Origin of the sequence: Pseudomonas sp. SJZ079 (genome assembly GCF_007993865.1) — a bacterium.
In the GTDB taxonomy this organism is placed as follows: Bacteria; Pseudomonadota; Gammaproteobacteria; order Pseudomonadales; family Pseudomonadaceae; genus Aquipseudomonas.
In genome coordinates, this window is record NZ_VIUH01000030.1 from 1 (window position 1) to 21,659 (window position 21,659).

General features: G+C 59.5%; 19 protein-coding genes. 5 read left to right on the top strand and 14 right to left on the bottom strand.

The genetic code is table 11. The features are described 5' to 3' along the window. Positions 1-408: 408 nt before the first annotated feature. From FBY03_RS20060 to fabB, 4 genes are all read left to right on the top strand, one after another. Complete coding sequence (locus tag FBY03_RS20060) at positions 409-777, top strand: hypothetical protein (protein WP_147174116.1); 369 nt, start codon at positions 409-411, stop codon at positions 775-777. Beyond that, entirely contained in the window at positions 774-2,702 is a 1,929-nt protein-coding gene (locus FBY03_RS20065) for an ATP-binding protein (protein WP_147174117.1), read from the top strand. The genes FBY03_RS20060 and FBY03_RS20065 overlap by 4 nt, the downstream gene beginning before the upstream one ends. Before the next feature lie 201 nt (positions 2,703-2,903). Continuing rightward, positions 2,904-3,419 (top strand): 3-hydroxyacyl-[acyl-carrier-protein] dehydratase FabA, encoded by a 516-nt coding sequence (fabA, locus tag FBY03_RS20070; protein WP_147174118.1) that lies wholly within the window; start codon positions 2,904-2,906, stop codon positions 3,417-3,419. A gap of 12 nt (positions 3,420-3,431) precedes the next feature. Continuing rightward, positions 3,432-4,652: a beta-ketoacyl-ACP synthase I gene (fabB, locus tag FBY03_RS20075; RefSeq protein WP_147174119.1), complete on the top strand. Its 1,221-nt coding sequence runs from the start codon at positions 3,432-3,434 to the stop codon at positions 4,650-4,652. Positions 4,653-4,724: 72 nt separating this feature from the next. Here the strand turns inward: fabB and mddA are convergent, their stop codons facing one another. The 11 genes from mddA to FBY03_RS20130 all read right to left on the bottom strand — a co-directional run bounded on the left by mddA (position 4,725) and on the right by FBY03_RS20130 (position 18,030). Further along, on the bottom strand, positions 4,725-5,498 hold the full coding sequence (mddA, locus tag FBY03_RS20080; protein ID WP_147174120.1) for a methanethiol S-methyltransferase: 774 nt from the start codon (positions 5,496-5,498) through the stop codon (positions 4,725-4,727). A 120-nt stretch (positions 5,499-5,618) separates the two neighbouring features. Then, positions 5,619-8,426 carry a PAS domain S-box protein gene (locus FBY03_RS20085; RefSeq protein ID WP_256678006.1) on the bottom strand — a complete coding sequence of 936 codons (2,808 nt, stop codon included), beginning with the start codon at positions 8,424-8,426 and terminating at the stop codon, positions 5,619-5,621. A gap of 103 nt (positions 8,427-8,529) precedes the next feature. After that, positions 8,530-9,243, bottom strand: a complete 714-nt coding sequence (locus tag FBY03_RS20090; protein ID WP_147174121.1) for a response regulator — start codon at positions 9,241-9,243, stop codon at positions 8,530-8,532. A gap of 118 nt (positions 9,244-9,361) precedes the next feature. Continuing rightward, on the bottom strand, positions 9,362-10,987 hold the full coding sequence (locus FBY03_RS20095) for a methyl-accepting chemotaxis protein (RefSeq protein WP_147174122.1): 1,626 nt from the start codon (positions 10,985-10,987) through the stop codon (positions 9,362-9,364). A 193-nt stretch (positions 10,988-11,180) separates the two neighbouring features. Next, entirely contained in the window at positions 11,181-11,645 is a 465-nt protein-coding gene (locus FBY03_RS20100) for a DUF3859 domain-containing protein (RefSeq protein ID WP_147174123.1), read from the bottom strand. A 63-nt stretch (positions 11,646-11,708) separates the two neighbouring features. Further along, positions 11,709-12,749, bottom strand: coding sequence for an amidohydrolase family protein (locus tag FBY03_RS20105; RefSeq protein WP_371920797.1), 1,041 nt, complete (start codon positions 12,747-12,749; stop codon positions 11,709-11,711). Positions 12,750-12,902: 153 nt separating this feature from the next. Next, entirely contained in the window at positions 12,903-13,688 is a 786-nt protein-coding gene (locus tag FBY03_RS20110; RefSeq protein WP_147174125.1) for a dienelactone hydrolase family protein, read from the bottom strand. 107 nt (positions 13,689-13,795) lie between these two features. Beyond that, positions 13,796-15,700 carry a molecular chaperone HtpG gene (gene htpG / locus FBY03_RS20115; RefSeq protein WP_147174126.1) on the bottom strand — a complete coding sequence of 635 codons (1,905 nt, stop codon included), beginning with the start codon at positions 15,698-15,700 and terminating at the stop codon, positions 13,796-13,798. A gap of 100 nt (positions 15,701-15,800) precedes the next feature. Further along, positions 15,801-17,063, bottom strand: coding sequence for an MFS transporter (locus tag FBY03_RS20120; protein ID WP_147174127.1), 1,263 nt, complete (start codon positions 17,061-17,063; stop codon positions 15,801-15,803). 47 nt (positions 17,064-17,110) lie between these two features. Continuing rightward, on the bottom strand, positions 17,111-17,557 hold the full coding sequence (locus FBY03_RS20125; protein WP_147174128.1) for a PaaI family thioesterase: 447 nt from the start codon (positions 17,555-17,557) through the stop codon (positions 17,111-17,113). Next, positions 17,554-18,030 (bottom strand): PaaI family thioesterase, encoded by a 477-nt coding sequence (locus FBY03_RS20130; RefSeq protein WP_147174129.1) that lies wholly within the window; start codon positions 18,028-18,030, stop codon positions 17,554-17,556. Before FBY03_RS20130 ends, FBY03_RS20125 begins: the two co-directional genes overlap by 4 nt. Positions 18,031-18,220: 190 nt before the next feature. Between FBY03_RS20130 and FBY03_RS20135 the strand changes: the two genes are divergently transcribed. After that, positions 18,221-18,469, top strand: a complete 249-nt coding sequence (locus tag FBY03_RS20135; RefSeq protein WP_147174130.1) for a hypothetical protein — start codon at positions 18,221-18,223, stop codon at positions 18,467-18,469. Between the two features lie 57 nt (positions 18,470-18,526). On the opposite strand, the gene FBY03_RS20140 is transcribed toward FBY03_RS20135, so the two are convergent. From FBY03_RS20140 to brnQ, 3 genes are all read right to left on the bottom strand, one after another. Beyond that, entirely contained in the window at positions 18,527-18,916 is a 390-nt protein-coding gene (locus FBY03_RS20140) for an MAPEG family protein (protein WP_147174131.1), read from the bottom strand. Beyond that, positions 18,913-19,647, bottom strand: a complete 735-nt coding sequence (locus tag FBY03_RS20145) for a DUF599 domain-containing protein (protein WP_147174132.1) — start codon at positions 19,645-19,647, stop codon at positions 18,913-18,915. The genes FBY03_RS20140 and FBY03_RS20145 overlap by 4 nt, the downstream gene beginning before the upstream one ends. Positions 19,648-19,749: 102 nt before the next feature. Then, on the bottom strand, positions 19,750-21,063 hold the full coding sequence (gene brnQ, locus FBY03_RS20150; RefSeq protein ID WP_147174133.1) for a branched-chain amino acid transport system II carrier protein: 1,314 nt from the start codon (positions 21,061-21,063) through the stop codon (positions 19,750-19,752). Between the last annotated feature and the right edge of the window lie 596 nt (positions 21,064-21,659).

Here is a 21,659-nt window from a genome sequence, read left to right on the forward strand (position 1 = left end):
CCAGCTCAGCCTTCGGTCGGCCTGTTCTCATAGCCCCGCCTCCGCCCCTCAATACACTCGATTAATAGTAGTTATTTGAGGGACGGAACACTAGCCCGTTTCAGGTCCATACCCATGCGGCTCAAGATAAATAACCCGCAGTGTGCGCGGCCGACTGGTAAAGCCACGCAGCTCGGTTAACATGCGCACCTTTTTAGCGCGAACAAGGTTGTTGTGAGATGTTCTGCACCCGCCCTCTTCCCTCTGCGCCGGCTAACTGGATTAGCGGCCAGCAAGCTATCGGGTCGCGAGCCGTTGCCTGGCAGAACAATCACTGCGACGAGCGACACCTGTTGTATCTCGGAGCGGAGCTAGAGTTCTAGGATGCGTTGTAATCACTCACGGAAGAGTTCTTCGCGAGGCCCATGGATGTGCCATTGGCGCTTATTCTGCTGTTTACTCTGCGCAGCCCCTCTACGTGCCGCCGAGATCATCCTCAGCAGCGCCGACGACAACCCGACCTTACGCGCATTCTCGGTCGCCCTGGCGCAACGTCGCCCACAGGACCTGGTGCGTTTTCAGCCGTTAGCGCAGCTGCAACGAGCGGACAAACTGCCGCCCCACGCACGCCTGGTCCTGTTCGGTGCGAAAGCGCTCGAGTGGCGCCTGACCCGCCCTGCGGGTCCAGCAACCCTGGTTTACCCATTACCCGCGTATACGCCAACGCGCGCCTTGGCGATCGAGCTGGCCGATGACGCCATGTTGGCGCGACAAATTGCTCAAGGAGAGACGCCATGAACCTGCGCCTTAGCGGGGATATCCATACCCGCACGCAGTTAATCAGCCTGGGGCCTGCACTGCTGATAACCCTGTTGCTGAGCGGTTTCTTCACCTTCACCCGGTTGCAGGACCTGCGCCAGGAGGTCAACCACACCGGCCAACTGATTGCCAACCAGCTGGCCCCGGCGACCGAGTACGGGGTGATTTCCGGCAATCTGGACGTGCTCGACAACCTGTTGCAGGCCACTCTCAAGACCTCGCACGTGCGCTTTCTCGAGGTACGCGACAGCAAGGACAACATCCTGGTCTACGTCGAGCAACCCAACAACCAGGATCAAGGCAGCGCCCAGGTCGAGGTTTTCCAGGCACCCATACGACTGCAACGGATCGAGCTGAGCAACGACTTCTTCCTAGCACCCAGCACCCTGCATTCACCACCCGAAAATGCCGATCTTGGCCACGTCGTGGTCGGCATGTCCGCTGACGCCTTCAACACCCGCCAGCAGGAAATCCTCCTTAAAGCCACAGTGCTGGCGCTGCTTGCCTTACTTCTGACGTTCATGCTTGCGCGCCGCTTGGCGCGGCGCTTATCGCAGCCGCTGAGCGCTATGGCCAATGCGGTTGCGGCGATTCAGGCCGGCAACTACCGCACCGCCTTACCCGAGCTGGGCGAGGGTGAGCTGGGCGCACTGGCACGGCACATCAACGAGCTGGCCAACGGTCTCGACCGCGCCAGCCATGAGCAACAGCAAGCCATGGCATTACTGATCAAGGCCCGCGAGGAATCTGAGCAGGCTAACCGTGCCAAATCAGACTTTCTCGCCATGATGAGCCATGAACTGCGTACACCGATGAATGGCGTACTGGGCATGTTGCAGCTGCTGGAAACCACTGAGATGACCCAGGAGCAGGAGGAGTATGCCGCGCTGGCCACTGAATCAACCGAGCACCTGTTGAAGGTGATCAACGATATTCTCGACTTCTCGCGGATCGAACGCGGCGCCTTGGAGCTGGAAAGCATCCCCTTCAATCTGTTGGAATTACTTCAGGGGTCGGTGCAAGTGTTCCAGCACAGCGCCCAGCAGCGTGGCCTGGCCCTGGAACTGGAGGCGCAAAATGACCTGGAGCAGCTGGAGGTTCAGGGCGACCCGACGCGCATCCGGCAGATTCTGGTAAACCTGATTGGCAACGCCCTGAAATTCACCGAAGAAGGCGGCCTGCGTGTAGAAACCCACTGGCAAGAGCTGGACGATCAGGTGCTCTGGTTCAGCTGTGCGGTACACGACAGCGGCATCGGCATCTCGCCCGAGCGTCTGGAGCATATGTTCGACGCCTTCCGCCAAGCCGACAACTCAATCTCACGGCGTTACGGTGGCACCGGCCTTGGCCTGCCAATCGCGCGCACCCTGGCCGAACGCATGGGCGGCACTCTGCGCGCGGAAAGCCAAGAGGGCCGCGGTTCGATCTTCACCTTGGAAGTGCCACTACCCTTCTCCCGCCAACCCAGACCGACGGCGCAGGGTGTGCCGGCAGAGGGTGGCCAGGGTCAGGGCCAGGAGGTGCTGCTGGTCGAGGACAATCCGGTGAACCAGACAGTGATCGAGGCCATGCTGCGCAGCCTCGGCTACCAGGTCAGTCTGGTCGGCGATGGTGCCCAGGCAGTGCATAGCGCCGAACGTCAGGACTTTTCCGCAATATTGATGGATTGCCGTCTGCCGATCATGGATGGCTATGAAGCCACTCGACAGATTCGCCGGCTCGCAGGCCATGCCGATGTGCCGATCATCGCGCTCACCGCCAACGCCCTGCAGGGCGACCGCGAGGCCTGCCTGAATGCGGGGATGAACGATTACCTGGCCAAGCCCTTCAAACGTGCCGATCTGCAACGAATACTGCAGCGCTGGCTGCCCCCCCGACCATCGACGACTGTTCAGACTGGTTAAAGTGCTGCACCCTTGCTTGCAGCGCACAAACAGGGCATTTATGACAAGCTAGCGCGAGCGGAGTACAACTGTATTTATCGCGCTGTGACTTTCACCACAACGCAACAGTCTATGACTAGGCTGTTGGCAGGCGCACAGAGTGCGCCGCCGGCCAGGACGATTTGCCCAGCCTTGGCGCGTGGGGATTAATTAGGAGCTCGCATGACCAAACAAAACGCCTTCACCCGGGAAGACCTGTTGCGCTGCAGTCGCGGTGAACTGTTCGGCCCAGGTAATGCGCAACTGCCCGCCCCGAACATGCTGATGATCGATCGCATCACCCATATCAGCGATACTGGCGGCAAGTACGGTAAGGGCGAGATCGTCGCTGAACTCGATATCAACCCGGATTTGTGGTTCTTTGGCTGTCATTTCGAGGGTGACCCGGTAATGCCGGGTTGCCTCGGCCTCGACGCCATGTGGCAGCTGGTCGGTTTCTTCCTCGGCTGGCAAGGTAACCCCGGCCGCGGTCGCGCGCTCGGTTCGGGCGAGGTAAAATTCTTCGGGCAGATACTGCCGACTGCCAAGAAAGTCACTTACAACATTCAGATCAAACGCACCATCACCCGTTCGCTGATCCTGGCCATCGCCGATGGCACCGTTAGCGTCGATGGCCGTGAGATCTACAGCGCCGAAGGCTTGCGCGTCGGCCTGTTTACCTCTACCGACAGTTTCTAAAGGATTTTCTCCATGCGTCGCGTCGTGATTACCGGTCTGGGCATAGTTTCCTGCCTAGGTACTGACAAAGAAGCCGTCTCCGCCAGCCTTCGCGCCGGCAAGTCGGGTATCCGTTTCAACCCGGAATACGCCGAAAAGGGCCTGCGCAGCCAGGTATCCGGTTCGGTCGACTTGAATCTGGAAGAACTGATCGACCGCAAGGTCTACCGGTTCATGGGCGACGCCGCAGCGTTCGCTTACCTGTCCATGGAACAGGCTATCAAGGATTCAGGCCTCAGCGATGAGCAAGTTTCCAATCCGCGCACCGGGCTGATCGCCGGCTCCGGCGGCGCTTCCACGCTAAACCAGATGGAAGCCATCGATACCCTGCGCGAGAAAGGTGTCAAGCGCATCGGCCCATACCGCGTCACCCGCACCATGGGCAGCACGGTATCCGCGTGCCTGGCCACTCCGTTCAAAATCAAAGGTGTGAACTTCTCCATTTCCTCCGCCTGCGCCACCAGTGCTCACTGCATTGGCCAAGCCATGGAGCAAATTCAGCTGGGCAAGCAGGACATAGTCTTCGCTGGCGGCGGTGAAGAGGAGCACTGGAGCCAGAGCTGCCTGTTCGACGCCATGGGCGCCCTCTCCACCCAATACAACGAGACCCCGGAAAAAGCCTCGCGGGCCTACGATGCCAAGCGTGACGGTTTCGTCATCGCCGGTGGCGGCGGCATGGTGGTGGTCGAGGAACTGGAGCACGCACTCAAGCGTGGCGCCAAGATCTATGCGGAAATCGTCGGTTACGGCGCCACTTCCGACGGCTACGACATGGTCGCGCCGAGCGGTGAAGGTGCAATCCGCTGCATGCAGCAGGCGCTTGCCACGGTCGACACGCCGATCGACTACTTGAATACCCACGGCACCTCCACGCCCGTCGGCGATGTCGCGGAAGTTCGGGGTATACGCGCAGTATTCGCCGACCAGGCACCGGCTATCAGCTCGACCAAGAGCCTGTCCGGGCACTCGCTCGGCGCGGCTGGCGTGCAGGAAGCGATCTACTGCATGCTGATGATGGAAGGTAACTTCATTGCCGGCTCGGCCAACATCGAAGAACTCGACCCTGAAGTCGCCGACCTGCCGATCCAGAGCCAGACTCTCGAGAACGCCAAGATCGACACTGTGATGAGCAACAGCTTCGGCTTCGGTGGCACCAACGCCACGCTGGTGCTGAAGCGCTGGGCCGGCAAGTAAGCCTCCCCCGCACACGACAAGGGCGCCTAGATGGCGCCCTTGTCGTTTCTGGCCTCACAGCTTCGCGCAGCGTTAGGCCACTTCACCGCTGACCCCTGGCTTCTCTCGCCGGGTGATCCGCGGCACCAGCATAGGTACCTGGCGACGATAGTCACGATATTCTGGGTGTACTTCAGTCAAATCGCGCTCCTCCAGCTGAATCGCGATCAGGATATACAGACTGGTCAATACGGCGAACACAAAGTGCGCCCAGGACATGCTAGGCGTCGCCCAGAAGCACAGCAACCAGCCGGCGTACAGCGGGTGACGGACCAGTTTGTAGACCGCCGGCGTCTTGAACTCCAGGCCGGTGTAAGGCTTACCCAGCAGTTGCAGGCACACCTGGCGCAGACCGAACAGGTCGAAGTGATTGATCAGGAAAGTGCTGTACAGCACCAGCGCCCAGCCAAAGCCAAAGACTGCCGCCATCAGCAAGCGTCCGGACGGGTTGTCTATCCGCCAGACCTGCCCTCCCAGCGGCTGCCAAAAAACGAACAGCAGGAGCAACGCCAGACTGGAGAACAGCACGTAGGTACTACGCTCCGCTTCGACTGCGATATAGCGCGTCCACCAGCGCTTGAAAGCCGGGCGTGCCATCACGCTGTGCTGCACGGTGAACAGCCCCAACAACAGCACATCGATGAGCACAGCCTGCCCGAGCGGCATCTGTAGCGGACCATCGAGGGTATTGACCGCGAACGGCAGGTTGCCGACGAAACCGATCGCATAGACGAAGGTGGCGAGGAAAACCGCGTAGCTGAGAAGACCGTAGAAGAAGATCCCGATGCGTTTGAGATAACTGTTCATGATCCGATCCTGCCCAAGGAGACTGAAGGGGTGGCTGCAGAACGCTGCAGTCATGGGCAGGTTGCGCTTGGTCTGTATCTGAACGATGGCAAGTGCCGATCAGTTTGTATCGGCGCTGTATCAGTCCGTTCCGCTTGTCGCCAGATTGCTGCACAGCAAAGCATGCAGGCGCGACTGATCCAGCGGTTTGGTCAGCAGCGCCTTGAGCCCCTGCGTCATCACCTCGGCTTCCACCAGCGAATCACTGAAGCCGGTGTAGAGCACGATTGGCAGGTCAGTGCGAGCAGCCAATACCCGCCTGGCCAGTTGCAGCCCACTGAGCCGCGGCATGCTCTGGTCGAGAATGGCGAAGTCCCAGGCGTAAGGATCCGCCACCAGTAGCTCGCTGGCTTGCTCGGCATCGCAAAACGCCTGGGCTGACAGGCCCCAACCCTCAAGCAGCTCGACCATGAACTCGGCGACTTGCTGATCGTCATCGACCACCGCCACACGCCCGCGTAGCGCACTGCGCGGCATCGGCGGTAGTCGGTTGGCTGGCCGCTGTTGCTCGTCACTGTTCAGGCCATTCAATACCGGAATCAGAATGCGGAAAGTGGTGCCCGTGCCGGACGCCGTCTCCAGCAGGATATGCCCACCGTATTCATGGACGATGCCGTGCACCATCGACAGCCCCATGCCACTGCCCTGACCGCTGGGTTTAGTGGAAAAAAACGGCTCGAACATATGCGCACGCACCGTTGCGGCGATTCCCGGCCCACTGTCGCTCACGGTAAGCGCCACGAAACGCCCCTGAATGGGTTGCTGGCAGGACGCACAGGCATCCACCTGACGATCCTCAAGTCGCAGGCTGACGCGCAGCCTGCCGGTACTGCCCATGGCATCGCGCGCATTGATGCAGAGATTCATCAGCACCTGCTCCAGCTGCACAGGGTCAACCAGCACCTGCGGCAGCTCGTGGGTCAATTCGGTCTCGAGCTCAACACTGGCCGGCAGGGTCGACTCAACCAACTTGATGAAATCGCCCAGCACCAGGTCGAGCGCTACCACCTGCGGTTTGCCGCGGCTGCCCCGACTGAAGGTGAGCATCTGCTGGATCAGGTCACGGGCCTTTTCCGCCGAGCGCTGCACCCGCGTCAAGTATTTGTCGAGCCGTTCATTATGCAGTTGCTCAGCCTGCTCCTGAGCCATCACGGTGTACCCGAGCATGCTGGTCAGCAGGTTGTTGAAGTCGTGGGCGATACCGCCAGTCAAATGGCCTATTGCCTCCATGCGCTGAGCCTGGCGCAACTGCTGCTCCAGACGCACGCGCTCGGTCTCGGCCTGCTTACGCTCGGTAATGTCACGCAGGTAGCAAATGAACCGAGGCCCCTCATCGCCTCGCACCACCGTCAAGGCCAGCTCGGCGGGAAACTCCTCGCCGCTGACGCGCTTCGCGACCACCTCCATGCGTTTACCGAGAAATGAACCTTGTCCGGTCTCCAGGTAATGTTCGATGCCTCGTTCATAGGTCTCGCGAAAGCGCTCGGGGATAAACAACTCAAGAAACGGACGGCCTAACACCTCCTCCCGGTTCATACCGAAACACTGTTCGGCCGCCGGGTTGAAGGCCAGCACCCGTCCCAGCTCATCCATGCCGATGAAGCAGTCCAGCGCGGTATTGGCGATCGCCCGGTGCTGCATCTCGCTGGAGCGCAGGGCTTGCTCGGCCTCTTTGCGCTGGGTGATCTCGCGGGCAAAGGCGAGAATCCGCTCGACCCCGCCGATGGTGGCACGCTTGAGCAGCACTTCATCCCAATGCAGGCTGCCGTCGCGGTTGCGCCTGTGCCATTCGAAACGCTGAGTCTCACCCGCAGCAGCGCGGGCCAGATAGGTGGTGGCCTCCTTGCCGGTATAGGGCGAATCGCCCGCGCTGAAGTCGTCGATGCTCAGTTTGAGCATTTCCGCATGGCTGTAGCCATAGGATTGACAGGCCTTGGGATTGACGTCGACCAGAGCCCTGCTATCCAGATCGTGGACGAATATCGCGTCTTCGGAGCTGTCAAAGATCGCCCGGTAACTGGCCTCGGCTTCCAGTCGCTCGATTTCCGCCGCCGCGCGTACCGAGAAGATCCTCAGCACCGACTCGATACGACCGCGATCCTCCAGCGGCCCACAACGACCGGCGGCGATCAGGCCCAGCGGCCGACCATCGCTGGAGAACAACGGATAGCCCGCGTAGCTGTCCACACCGAAAGCCATCAGGGTTCGATCATTCGGATAGCGCTGGCTCAAACCACTGGGCACCCAATAAAACGCCTTACCCAAAACCTCCTGACAGGCCGTGCCCATTATTTGATAGGTGGCATTACTGTGCAGTTTGCCGCCGTAGTACAAGGCCAAGGTAGTCAGACTCTGGCCATCGGTATTGACCCGGCTGACGAACGCGAAATCGGCACCCAACGAGCGCGCCATGTAGCGCGCGATGGCCTCGAACACCTCGCCACTGGTGGCCGCTGAGACGCCCAATGCGACATACCGCAAGGCGTCCTCAAGATTCTTGCGTGAGCTGATATCCGTGGAAATGCCGCACACGGCAGTAACCCGACCCGCGTCGTCGAACAGCGGGAACTTGCTCGACAGGTAGGTGTACGACCCGTTGCCCAGCAGTACCTGCTCCTCGAACTCCATTGCCTCGCCACTGCGCGCTACGTGCTGATCGTTGCTCCGTAACACATCGGCCATCTCCCACGGAAATAGCTCATGGTCGGTTCGCCCCAGCACCTGTTCAGAGCGCAATTGGAACAGCTGCTCGAAGGCCCGGTTGACCAAACGCAGTCTGCCATCCAGATCCTTTACGTAGATCACCGCGTTACTGTTGTCGACGATCTGCCGTAGCTGGTGCTCGACAGCGCTTGGTGGCGCGGCAGGGATCGGCATTGGCTGGCTCACGTGGATAGCCTCCGGGAACGGCAGTCAAACCTCAGTATAGAGGCGCCCCCACAGCTCCCGGCGAACCTACAACAGTACTGAAACAATTGAAACAAAGGGCCGGTCAGCCGCTAGGCACGAACATATAACCGACACCACGCACCGTACGGATGATCTGCGGCTTGCCCGAATCTGGCTCCAGCTTGCGACGCAAGCGGGCGATGCGAATATCGATGGAGCGATCGAAGGGATTCCAGTCACGGTGTTGGGTGAGGTTGAGCAATTGATCGCGCGATAACGGACGATTCGGCCGCTGCGCGAAAGCCTGCAGCAGGTCGAACTCCATCGCCGTCAGGGCAATCTCGGTGCCCTGGCCATCGAACAACTGGCGCCGCTCGAGGTCGAGTCGGCAGCTTCCCAATTGCAGGCCGGACGAAGCTTGCTCGGCATCGGCCGCCGTCGGGACGCGGCGGTAGCGCCGCAGCACAGTTTTCAAACGCGCCAACAATTCGCGCGGATCGAAGGGCTTGGCCAGGTAGTCGTCGGCCCCCACCTCCAGGCCGACGATACGATCCAGGGCGCTACCCGCGCCGGAAATCATGATCACTGGCAGATCGTGACGCTCGCGCAGAAAGCGCGCCAGGCTCAAGCCATCTTCCCCCGGCAGACCGACATCCAGCAGCACCACATCGGGCAGCTGGCGCTCAAGTTCCGCACGCAGCTGCACGCTATCCGCGACAACATCCACCTGGTAACCGTGGTCACCGAGATAGTCCAGCAGCAACTGACGCACCTCGGCGTCATCGTCCACCACCAGAACCCGGATCGGCTCGGCCATTGCGCTGTCCCGTCTCGTCCACATTCAGGGACTATAGCTCGCGGCCACAGCCCACACACGACAAGGGCGCCGAGTGGGCGCCCTTGTCGTTGCAACTGGGAGTGTTAAGCGTCCGGGCTTAGACGGAGAAGCGCGCCACCAGCGTATTCAGGTCCACCGCCAGGCGCGACAACTCCTGGCTGGAAGCACTGGTCTGGTTAGCCCCGGCCGAGGTCTGCAGGGACAGATCGCGGATGTTCACCAGGTTGCGGTCCACCTCGCGGGCAACCTGGGCCTGCTCCTCGGAGGCGCTGGCAATCACCAGGTTGCGCTCGCTGATCTGGCCGATGGCGACTGCGATCTCATCCAGCGCCTTGCCGGCCGCACGGGCCACCTCCAGGGTGTCGCGCGCGCGTCCATTACTGCTCTGCATGGCCGCGACCGCCTTGTCCGTACCTTGCTGAATACCGCTGACCATCTGCTCGATTTCCTGAGTCGACTGCTGGGTACGATGCGCCAGCGCCCGCACCTCGTCCGCCACCACAGCGAAACCCCGTCCGGCATCGCCGGCCCGCGCTGCTTCGATAGCGGCATTCAGCGCCAACAGGTTGGTCTGTTCGGCGATTGAGCGAATTACATCGAGCACCTTGCTGATATCGCGCACCTTGTTGGCCAGGTCTTCCACCTCGGCGGCAGTAGTGGTCACGTCCTGCGCCAGGTGGCCGATGGAGTCGACGGTCTTGATCACCTGTTCACGACCATGTCGCGCCGTCAGGTCGGACTCGCGCGAGGCTTCTGAGGTGGTCACCGCATTGCGCGCCACCTCATCCACTGCGGCAGTCATCTGATTCACCGCCGTGGCGGCTTGTTCGATTTCATTACTCTGCTGATGCAGGCCACGGGTGGCGTCTTCGGTCACCACGCTGAGCTCTTCCGAGGCGGAAGCCAACTGACTGGAGGAGTCGGAAATACCTTGAATCGTCGTGCGCAGGCTCTGCTGCATGTTCTTCAGCGCGCTAAGCAAACGCGCCGGCTCGTCCTGCCCCTCGACCTCAATCTGCTGGGTCAGGTCGCCAGAAGCTATTACTTCGGCCACTTTCACGGCTTCGTTCAACGGCGTGACGATACTGCGGGTGAATAGCAGCGCCAACACCACGGTCGCCAGCGCCGCCAATACTATGGTCACGATCACCCCATTACGCGCCGTCTCAAATACCTTTTGAGAGCGCAAAGTAGACTCTTTAGCCCCCTTATCATTGAATGCCACCAACTCTTCCAGGGCACGGGCCATCTCATCGCCTTGTACTTGCATGGGGCCAGAGACCAAGACCTGAGCTTCATCCAACTCATTACGTCTGTTCAGTTCGATGACCTTATCTTGATCCTTCAGGTACAGATCTTTGGCCCGCACAAACTTAGCAATGAACGACTTCTCTACGGGACTGTCAGCCGTGAGTTCGAACGTAGACAGTGCCTTGCTAAGATCGCCGCGCAACTCTTCTGCACGGCTGTAGTCCTTCTCGTTCAGCGCAGTCTCACGCTGCAACAACAGGCGTACAGATACGGTGCGCAGGCGCAGAAAGTTCTGACTGACCTGATTCAACGCCACAATGCTGGGTAACCAATTTTGATCGGTCTCGTCAGACCGCTTTTGCATCTCCGACATCTGCAGCAAGGCAAAGCCACCCAAAATCAACACCAGCAAAGCAACCACAGCAAAGCTAAGCGCAGACCGGAGGGCGATATTCAGATTCCGCAGCGTCATCGAGAAGCTCCTTCAAAGGCTGCCGCTGCCGCACCAGACACTGGCTACAGTCAGACGCCCAAGCACCGTTGTGAGTACAACATTGATTTACACTCTAGTTGAGTATCGGCACTCGACCGCCCGTTCTTGAGAGCCACTCAAGAAAAAAGCCCAAGCCATTGACTGACTTGAGCTTTTTTTCATCACAAGAGCCTTAACGTACGTCGAAACGCTGCTCCAGTAGCTTACGGTCCCCTTGAAACACCATAAAACGCCACTCTCCCGGCACCACTTCATGGGGCTCGGTGAACTCGAACGCCATAACCTCCTGAGCCGCTCCCGGCGCCAGCTTTTGCATCAACTCGAACTTGTCGTGTCGTATGCCATCGGGGGTGACGACGCCTGGCGTGAGATAGAACAACATCAGGGGAGCCTCATCCGCACGCTTACCTACCAAGTTGTAGCGTACGCCAAACTTGGTGCCGAGTTTGGCTGAGATTACCTCAGTACGTTCGATCTGCTGGCTGCTGCGGGCCAATATCCGCTCGCCAGGTTTGAAGTCATGCAGGGGACTGGCAAACGTGCCGTACTCCACGGCCCCCTCGACTCGTACCTCGGCATGCGCCAAGCCGGTCATGAACATAAGTGCGGCTAACGCACTGAAACGGGTGTAGGGCATATCTCGCTCCTTGTTTGGGATGGCGCGAGGCTATGACACCCTTGTGACAGCCGAATGACAGCCTTACTTCGGCAACCCGTCCCGCACCCGACGCGGCAACACCGCCAGGAAATTATCGCGGGCGACCTGATGCGCCACCTTTTCCGGCAAAGCATCGAGGAAGGGTGCAAAACCGCTGAGGTACTCGTCCAAGCTGTCGAAGCGCCCGACCACATCGGAACCCAACATGAATCGGGTCGGGTAACGGCTGACCAAGCGTAGCCACTCGGGATCGGGGCTTCCCTGCTTATCCAACAGGTACGGCTTGAGTACGCTCCAGGACAGATCGATGTACAGATTCGGGTAGTCCTCAAGCATGCGTTGCAAGGTCGGTAAGAGAAAGTCCAACTTCTTCTGATGGCGGTGGATTTCCACACTAGTGCCAGCATGTGCCCAGATGAAGCGAACACTCGGATGGTTGCGCAGCGGATCTTCAATTTCTTGTAAATACAGTGGGTTACGCTCACGTTTTGAAGTGATATTGGAATGTAACATCACCGGTAAATCGTGCTCGGCGGCCAGGTGATAGACCCGCGCCAAAGCCTCATTATTCGCGCGGGGTACATCGCCGGAAATCAATGCGGTGAGATCGTCATGCCGGGTGAACACTTCGCCGATGCCCTGCCACAACCCCGGATCGAGTTCGAGCATGCGCTGGATATGCGCATCGGCGTTTTTGTCATTGGGGTTGAAGCCGGATAGAAATGGATGAAAGCGTTGCCGCTGTTTCTCCGATAACTGTTTATAGGCATGGGCGATCAGCACGTCGGTGGCGCTGTACCAGTAGGCGTCCGCATCATCACCGGCGTAATAGCGCGGCCGCTTCGGTTCGTTTTCATGCCATTTTTTCGCCACAGGGATACCGGAGAGCATCACATGGTCGACATTCGCCGCCGACATCTGTTTGAGCAAATCAGGCATGCCGGCGCTTTCCTGGAAGAAGTCCACGTAGTGCAGATGGGCATCGCTGTAACGGTATTCGCGTGCCTGTACAGCGCTGACAGACAGGCCAATGAGCAGGGCAAGGGTCAAATATAGAAAGCGCAAAGGGTGTCCTCCTGACAATCGAGCAGGGTAGACCCAGATAAGCCTGCGCGGGTTCAGTGCACGCTCACAGGCATTACCCGTGGCGTAGTCGGTGCATCTCGGCGCGCCAGCCCGTGGAAGCGGCTGAACGCACCAGCCTGGAAAGCCAGTCAGCCCCCTGCGTACAGGCGGCTATTGAGCGGCAAACACCTCATCGAACAACTCATCCATCGCCCGATAGGCGCGACTTGCGACTAGCGGATGGTATGCGTTGCGTCCTGGCACATTCGCCAGCGGGTTGGTGAAGGAATGCACTGCGCCGCCATAGCTGACCAGTTGCCAGTCGGTTTTTGCGGCTTTCATCTCGGCGATAAAACCATCGACCTGTGCCGGCGGTACCGAGGGATCATCCGCACCATGCAGCACCAGCACCGGCGCCTTGATGTTCTGGGCATCAGCCGGATTTGGCGTATCCAGGTTGCCATGGAAGGACACGAAGCCTTTCAGCGGCGCCCCCGAACGGGCCAACTCCAGCACCGTACCGCCACCGAAACAGAAGCCTATAGCCCCTAGTTTGTCGGCATCCAAGGCGACTTGATCACCCTGTTGCTTCATCACCTCGACCGCAGCCTGGGCGCGCTTGCGCATCAGGGCTCTATCCGCCCGCACGGCCCCGGCTGCCGCCCCGGCCTCCTCGGCGTTGGCAGGTCGTATCGCCTTACCGTACATGTCGGCCATAAACACCACGTACTTGTCGCCCGCGACGAGCGCCGCCTGCTTCACCGAGTTATCGGTAACACCGAGCCAGTCCGGCACCATCAATAATCCGGGGCGCTGACCGGTCACCGCATCGTCATAGATCAAACGGCCCTCGAAGGCCTGACCATCAATCTCATAAGGCACGGGTTTGACCACGACGGCAGCCTCAGCCAAACCGGCCAGGCCAACTAGAGCAAGGGGTATAAGTGATCTGTTCATCGAGCGCACTCCCGTTCAAGGGTTAACCCTTTCAACGGTAGCGCCTGTTATTCAATAGCCAAGAAAAAAGCCCGCATTGCGGGCTTATTCCTTACTGGGGGGGTATATCAGGCCGAAAGTTCGACCAGCAATTTGTTCAGCCGCTGCACATAAGCCGCCGGGTCCTTCAGGCTATCGCCCGCCGCCAGAGCCGCCTGGTCGAAGAGGATGTGCGACAGATCGCCAAAACGATCCTCGTCCGGCTCGGCATCCAGGCGCTCGATCAGCGGATGAGCAGGGTTGAACTCGAAGATAGGCTTGGAATCCGGCACTTTCTGCCCGCTGGCTTCGAGAATCTGGCGCATCTGCAAGCCAAGGTCCTGTTCGCCAATGGCCAAAATAGCCGGCGAATCGGTGAGACGGTGCGACACTCGCACCTCGGCGACTTGTTCGCCAAGGGCGGTTTTCAGACGCTCGACCAAACCTTCCTTACTCTTGGCCACTTCTTCCTGAGCCTGCTTGTCCTCTTCAGAGTCCAGCTTGCCCAGGTCCAGGTCGCCACGTGCGACATCGACGAAGTGCTTGCCGTCGAACTCGGTGAGGTAGCTCATCAGCCATTCATCGATACGGTCGGTGAGCAGCAACACTTCGATGCCTTTCTTGCGGAAGACCTCCAGGTGCGGGCTGTTCTTGACCTGGGCGTAGGATTCGCCGGTCAGGTAGTAGACCTTGTCCTGGCCTTCTTTCATTCGGCCGAGGTACTCGGCCAGCGAGACGACCTGCTCGCCGCTGGCATCCTGAGTGGAGGCGAAGCGCAGCAAACCGGCAATCTTTTCCTTGTTGGCGAAGTCTTCCGCCGGACCTTCCTTGAGCACCTGACCGAAGTTCTTCCAGAACGCCTTGTACTGCTCCGCATCGTTCTTCGCCAGTTTCTCCAGCATATCCAAGACACGCTTGGTCAGCGCCGACTTCATCGAGTCGATGATCGGATCCTTCTGCAGAATCTCGCGGGAGATGTTCAGCGACAGGTCATTGGAATCCACCACGCCCTTGATGAAGCGCAGGTACAGCGGCAGGAATTCGTCGGCCTGATCCATGATGAACACACGCTGTACGTACAGCTTGAGGCCCTTGGAGGCGTCGCGCTGGTACAGGTCGAACGGCGCACGGCCAGGCACATAGAGCAGCGAGGTGTATTCCAGCTTGCCCTCGACCTTGTTGTGGCTCCAGCTCAGTGGGTTCTCGAAGTCGTGGGCGACGTGCTTGTAGAACTCCTGGTACTCCTCGTCCTTGATCTCAGTACGCGGCCGAGTCCAGAGCGCACTGGCGCGGTTGACGGTTTCCCACTCAACTTCGGCCGGCTTGTCTTTCTCCTCACCGTGGTGTTCTTTTGGCAGTTCGATCGGCAGGGCGATGTGGTCGGAGTACTTCTTGATGATGTTGCGCAGGCGCCAGCCATCGGCGAACTCTTCTTCGCCCTTCTTCAGGTGCAGCACGATGCGGCTGCCGCGCTCGGCTTTTTCGATGGTCGCAACCTCGAAATCACCCTCACCTTTCGACGACCAGTGCACGCCCTCGCCTGCTGTCAGACCGGCGCGACGGCTGAAGACATCGACCTTGTCGGCGACGATAAACGCGGAATAGAAGCCCACGCCAAACTGACCGATCAGGTGCGAATCCTTCTTCTGATCGCCCGAGAGGTTCTTCAGGAAGTCGGAAGTGCCCGATTTAGCGATGGTGCCCAGGTGGGTAATCGCTTCCTCGCGGCTCATGCCAATGCCGTTGTCTTCGAGGGTGAGGGTCTTGGCTGCTTTGTCGAAGCTGATGCGGATCTTTAGCTCGGCCCCACCTTCCAGTAACTCGGGCTTGGCCAGCGCTTCGAAGCGCAGCTTATCGCTAGCATCCGAGGCGTTGGAAATCAGTTCCCGGAGGAAGATTTCCTTATTCGAATACATCGAATGAATCATCAGGTGAAGCATTTGCTTCACCTCGGTCTGGAAGCCCAGGGTTTCTTTTTGAGTTTCCACACTCATGGTCGTTTAACTCCACATTGTTGACGTGAGCCGCAGCGCGGCGGATGTCATGCAGATGGGGGCTTCGACTGGGATTTCAAGTGTTTAGTCAATTCATGGCTCAGGGTTCGAGCAGCTCGATCCGGTTGACCTCATCTGGGCTCAGGCTGTAACTGGCCACGCCCTGGCTCTTCAGGCGTTGGCGAATGACGATGCGACCGTCTTGATCGACGCCCTGGAAACGCCCTTCGGCATTGCTGCCACGTACAGTCGACACCCGCATCGTCAGGTTCTGGTAACGACTGGGGTTGCGCAGCAAGGCGTTCAGGCTGAAACGCACTCGGCGATCCAGTGGGCGACCGACACGCTCGCCGCTTGGCTCTTTGACCGCCTCGGCGGATACCTGGCTGGCGACTGGTGCCGGGGCACGGCTGATTTCCGGCAATGACGCGAAGCGATCGCCCCGGACAGACCAACCCTCGACCTCGCTCTTGCTCAGCAGAATCGGCAGGGTCTGCAGTTGCCCCTTGATCTTGGCCTCGACCTGCAGTTCGACACTCTTCGCCGGCAACGTGATCGGCGGCAGCTTGCTCAGCCGCACCCTGCGGGTAACAAAGCGGCGTTGTAAGTAATCGCTGATGATGAAGGCCAGGGTATCGGCAGAGTCGACATGTCGATCGACCTTGCCGGCACGGTAGCGCAAGCCATCGCTGAACAACTCGACCTTACCGCTCAAGGTGGTCTTGAACTGTGCCGGTAGCACCAGATGGAAATCGCCGATCAGCTTGTTCGGCGGCAGCGGCTTGAGGTCCAGGTGCAGGGTGTAGCCGCGAGCCAGTCGGCGCGCCTCGGGCAGATCTTGCTCCGGCAACAGCCAGCTGACCTCGACTTCCGGCAAGGGTCCCTTATCGCCTGGTAAAACATCCAGACGCACAACATCGTTCACCGGCTCGACCAGGCGGATAACGATCTCGCGCCGCGCGAAGAAATCGCCCCCTTCGCGCAGACTGAGCACGCCATCGATCAACTCGCCCTGCTGCGGCGAGAAGGGTTGGCCATGCAGTTCGCCACGCAACTCGATGGCCAGGTCAGCAGGCAACTGCGCCTCGGCCTTGAGCCATTGCAGGCTAAGGATGGCTTGCAGGCGTTGTGAGTCCTGACTGGCCAGCAGCGTCAGGCCGACAATCAAGGGAATCAGGCCCAAAGCGCTGAGTCCCACGGCCTGGCGCGCCATGCGCCAGTGCCGCAGGACATACAGCAGGGTCAGCGGCGGCAGCAGGCTGGCCCAGCCCCACAACAGGCTGGTACCAAACGCGCGCGTCACCAGCCAGACCAGCCCGGCGAGGATTAGCAGCAAGCCGCCGAGGATCAACAACGCAGACATTCGTATTCCTTGTGGGTAGGTCGGCCTGCTCTCACGGTCAGCCGCACCTAAGGCTCATCGACCTTGAAGTGCGCACGGGCCGTGGCGATGGGCTCGGTTTGCTTGGTTTGCCAGGCCGTAATTGCGACGTTGGCCACGCGACGCCCCTGGCGCCACACCTGACACTGGGCATAGGTGTCACGATAATGACCTGCGCGTAGGTAATCTATCGAGAAGTCGATGATTTTCGGCAAATGTGGCGTACCCATGAACATCAGCAGATGAAGCATGGCAGCCTGTTCCATAAGACCGGCGATCACCCCGCCATGAATCGCCGGCAAAATCGGGTTACCGATGTTGTCCTTGTTCGCCGGCAGGCGAAAGACCATGTCGTCACCCAGGCGCAGACATTCGATGCCGAGCAGCTTGGCATAGGGGATCAGGTTGATTAGCGGGTCGTAATCATTCTGATCATGGGCCTGGCGCACCAGTTGATCGAGGTTCAAGCCGCTCATGCGCCAGCGCCTTGAATAGTGCGCTGCAGTTCTTTATTGCCTTGAAGACCCTTGCCCATGCGCATAAAGGTGCCGACCACGTGGGCGATCGGTTGCTGGGGGTCATCCTGGTAGGCATAGCCGCGGGTGAAGATGATGTTCGGCGTAACCCGGTAACACTCGGCAAAACCGTAGACATCCTTATCCGGCTCGGCTGGGTGCATGTAATCGATGCGCAGGTCGAGTGTCGGGCATGCCTCGAATTCGGGCAGCGCGCAGACAATGGAGATACCGCAGGTGGTGTCCATCAGGGTGGTGATGGCCCCGCCGTGAACAACCCCGGTTTGCGGATTGCCGACTATCTGCGGGCTGTAAGGCAAGTGCAGGGTCAGGCCCTGCGGATCGGCACTCAGGACCTGGATACCGAGCACCTGACAATGGCGCAAGGCCGACAAAAAACGCTGCGCTCGCTCGAGAATAACGGTATCGCTCATTGATTCAGTCCCATAACACCGACATAGGGGGCGCGCATAATAACGCCTGGCAGCGACTGCGGCACTTCAGAGCGACTAGAGCAGTGAGCACTTCCCAGTAAAACGCCGGGAACTTCATAGAACTAATGATGTTCAAAAGGCCATGTCTGGGGCCCCCAGCGATAACGAACACTTACAAGGAGTACTGACTGTGCAAAAACCATTTACTTATGCCCTGCTTCTCGCCGCTACTTTGGCGTTGGCTGCCTGTGATGACACCCCGAAAGACAAGATGGAGTCCGCTAAGGAGTCTCTTTCGGAAGCCACCGAGTCCATGGGCGATGCTATCGAGCAGAAAGCCGATCAAGTAATGGGCACTGAACCGACCACCGGCGAAAAAATCGAAGACTCTATGAATGACGCCGCTGACGAGGTGAAAGACGCAGTCGACGGTCAGTAACCGAGCTGATTGAACGACAAGGCCCGCATGATGCGGGCCTTGTCGTTTCTGCAGCAGCTACAGCGCCGGGCTGAGCATCAGCAGCAGGCTGCAGAGTAACCCCAGTGCCCATACCAGGCTGCGCTGCCAATGCAGGTCGGCCCAATAGAACAGCAGGTAGAGCACGCGCGACACCACAAAAGTCACCGCCAAAACATCCACCAGCAAGCCTTGGGTCCCGGTCACATGGGCCATCAGCACGCCTGCGGCAAACAACGGAAATGCCTCGAAGCTGTTCAGGTGCGCGGCCAAAGCCCGTGCGCCGAAACCACTGAGCCGGGCTTGCTGACTGCGCGGGTGACGGTTGTCGTAGGTGCCGCTCTCCTGCTGCATGGCTCTGGCAACCGGCGCCTTGGCCAGGAAAATCAGCAGTGCACTGATGAAGATGCACCAAAATGGCAGGCTCATTCACTTTTCTCCTTGAGCGGTTCGAGCATTGGCGTCTGGGTGTAGACCATCACCTCCAGCACGTCGGAGTGGAACTCGCGGCGGTACAGCACCAGCACCACACCCGCGGTCACCAGCATGAAGAACCAGGGATTGATAAACCATGCCAGGGTCGACATGCCGAAATAATAGGCACGCAGGCCATAGTTGAATTCGTTGGCGGCCATCGAGATCACCCGCGCGGTTCGCTCGGCGTAGGCCTTGCGCTCCTGCGCGGTCACATGCCGTTCACCTATCATGGGCGCAGAGCCGACCAGCACCGCAGCAAAATTGTACTGACGCATACACCAACTAAAGGTAAAGAAGGCGTAGACAAACACCACCCCCAGGGCCAGCAACTTGACCTCGGACATCTCGCGACTGGCGGCCTGGACAAAGGGCAAGTCCGCCAACAGCGACAGCGCGCGGTCCGAAGCACCCAGTACTGTGAGGATACCCGCGAGAATGATCAGGGTGCTGGAGGCGAAGAACGAGGCGTTGCGCTCCAGGTTGCCGATCACGCTGGCATCGGCGATGCGGTTGTCGCGCAGCAACATGCGGCGCATCCAGTCTTCCCGATAGAGGTGCAGCACACTGGCCAAGCACGGTGTAGTGCGACCCTTGTAATAAGCATACCGGCTATAGCCGGCCCAGCAGAGCACGAACCAGAGGACGGCAAGCAGATGCGGCAGGTAGATGTCACTGATCGGCATGGAAACTCCTTGTTAGCACGCGCCGATTATAGCCAGCCATCGCCTGCAACTGACCAACAAAATGGCCGCCTGATGAGGCGGCCATTTTGTGGTGGACAGTGCTCAAGCCAGTTGCGGACTCGGGCTGCCCAATACCCGGTCGAGTGCGGCCGTCAGCAGCAACGTCACCAGTACGGGCACCAGCCAGCCCAGGCTTTGTGCAGCCAACGGCAGTTCGCTGAACAGCGTAGGCAGCAGGTGCTTGAACCCCGCGGCGGCGAAGCCATCGACCAGACCAAATATCAGCGCCACCGTCATCACCGGTACAAACACCCGGTGCGGCGACAACCACAGACCACCCAGCAGATTAAGCGTCACCAGCACGATCGCCAGCGGGTAGAGCCCGACCAACACCGGTACCGAGACGCTGATCAACTGCGTCAGCCCCTGATTGGCCACCAACAGACTGAACAGACCGAACACCAGCACGACCACGCGATACGAGATCGGCAGCAAGCCGCTGAAGAACTCGCCGCAGGCCGTGAGCAGGCCCACCGCGGTGGTCAAGCAGGCCAGCGTGATGACGATGGCCAGCAGCAGACTGCCGGCGATGCCGAAGGTGTGTTGCACGTAGGCGGAGAGTATCTGCACGCCATTCTGCGCCTCACCGGCAATCTCCTGGCTGGTGGCACCCAGGTAGAACAACGCCAGATAGACCAATGACAGCCCGGCCGCCGCAATTAGGCCGGCAATTACCGAGTAACGGGTGATCAGCGAAGCGTCGGTCACACCGCGATCACGGATTGCAGTGGCAATCACGATGCCAAACACCAACGCACCCAGGGTATCCATGGTCAGATAGCCCTGCAGAAAGCCCTGCACGAAAGGTGCAGCCTGATAATCCGCTGACACCTGGCCGATCTCGCCGGCCGGAACGACCAGCGCGGCGCCGCCGAGCACCAATAGCGCCGCCAGCAATACCGGGGTGATGAACTTGCCGATACGGTCGACCAGTTGCCCCGGATTGAGCGACAGAAACATCACCGCAGCGAAATACGCCAGGCTGTAGACCAACAGCGGCGTGCCACCATTCCCGGTAAAGGGGGCTACGCCCATCTCGAACGACACCACCGCCGTGCGTGGCGTAGCGAACAGGGGACCGATGGCCAGGTAAACCGCCACGGCAAAGAGCACGCCGGCACGCTTGCCGAGTGGCGCGGTGAGCAGCGGCATGCCGCCGCCTACCCGGGCCAGAGCCACGATGGTGAGCAGTGGCAGACCGACACCCGTGAGCAGAAAGCCCAGTGCAGCCAAGCCAATATTCTCCCCCGCGGCCATACCGGCACTGGGCGGGAAGATGATGTTACCGGCGCCTAGGAACAGCGCAAACGTCATAAAACCGAGGGCCAGGAGATCCGAGCCTTGCAAACGAGTCATAGAGGGGAGTACCACAGGCAGAAGGTCAAAAAAATCGAGAGCTTCCCGACGGTTTGGGGAAACGTCGCCCTGCCGGTTAAGCGGAGCCAGAGATGAGCCACTCACCTCTTGTGAAGGCGTGGCCGGATAGTTGCAAGCCTATCGAATTTATCGCTTTTAGAGGCATAGGCGTAGATCAGGCTGTCGAACCGACGCAATTTGCTGTCGCATTGGCAACAGTTACCAGCGCTAACGTACGAGTAAACGCATGCCGTTATCGACTCGAGCAAAAGCTGCTGAGCCATCGGAGTCCGATCATTGGCCGCAGAGCCAGACGCTTCGTCCTACCTTATTAGTAGCGCGCATCCACCTGCAGATATTGGCCACAGCAGTCCTGACGAGTTCATGGATGGCGGCGACATTTCGGCGCATCGGGCAACTGCCTGGCTCGGCCATGAGCCAGCGCATTCTTGTAGTTTTGCCCTGCCCACCTGGAAGCCGTATTAGAGCCGCTCCCGGCATGACCGGCTAACCTGATACAACTCGCTTCCCGCACTTCGTGAGCTCATAACCTAATCGCATGACAACTACCTGACTATAAGGTCAAATATTTGTTG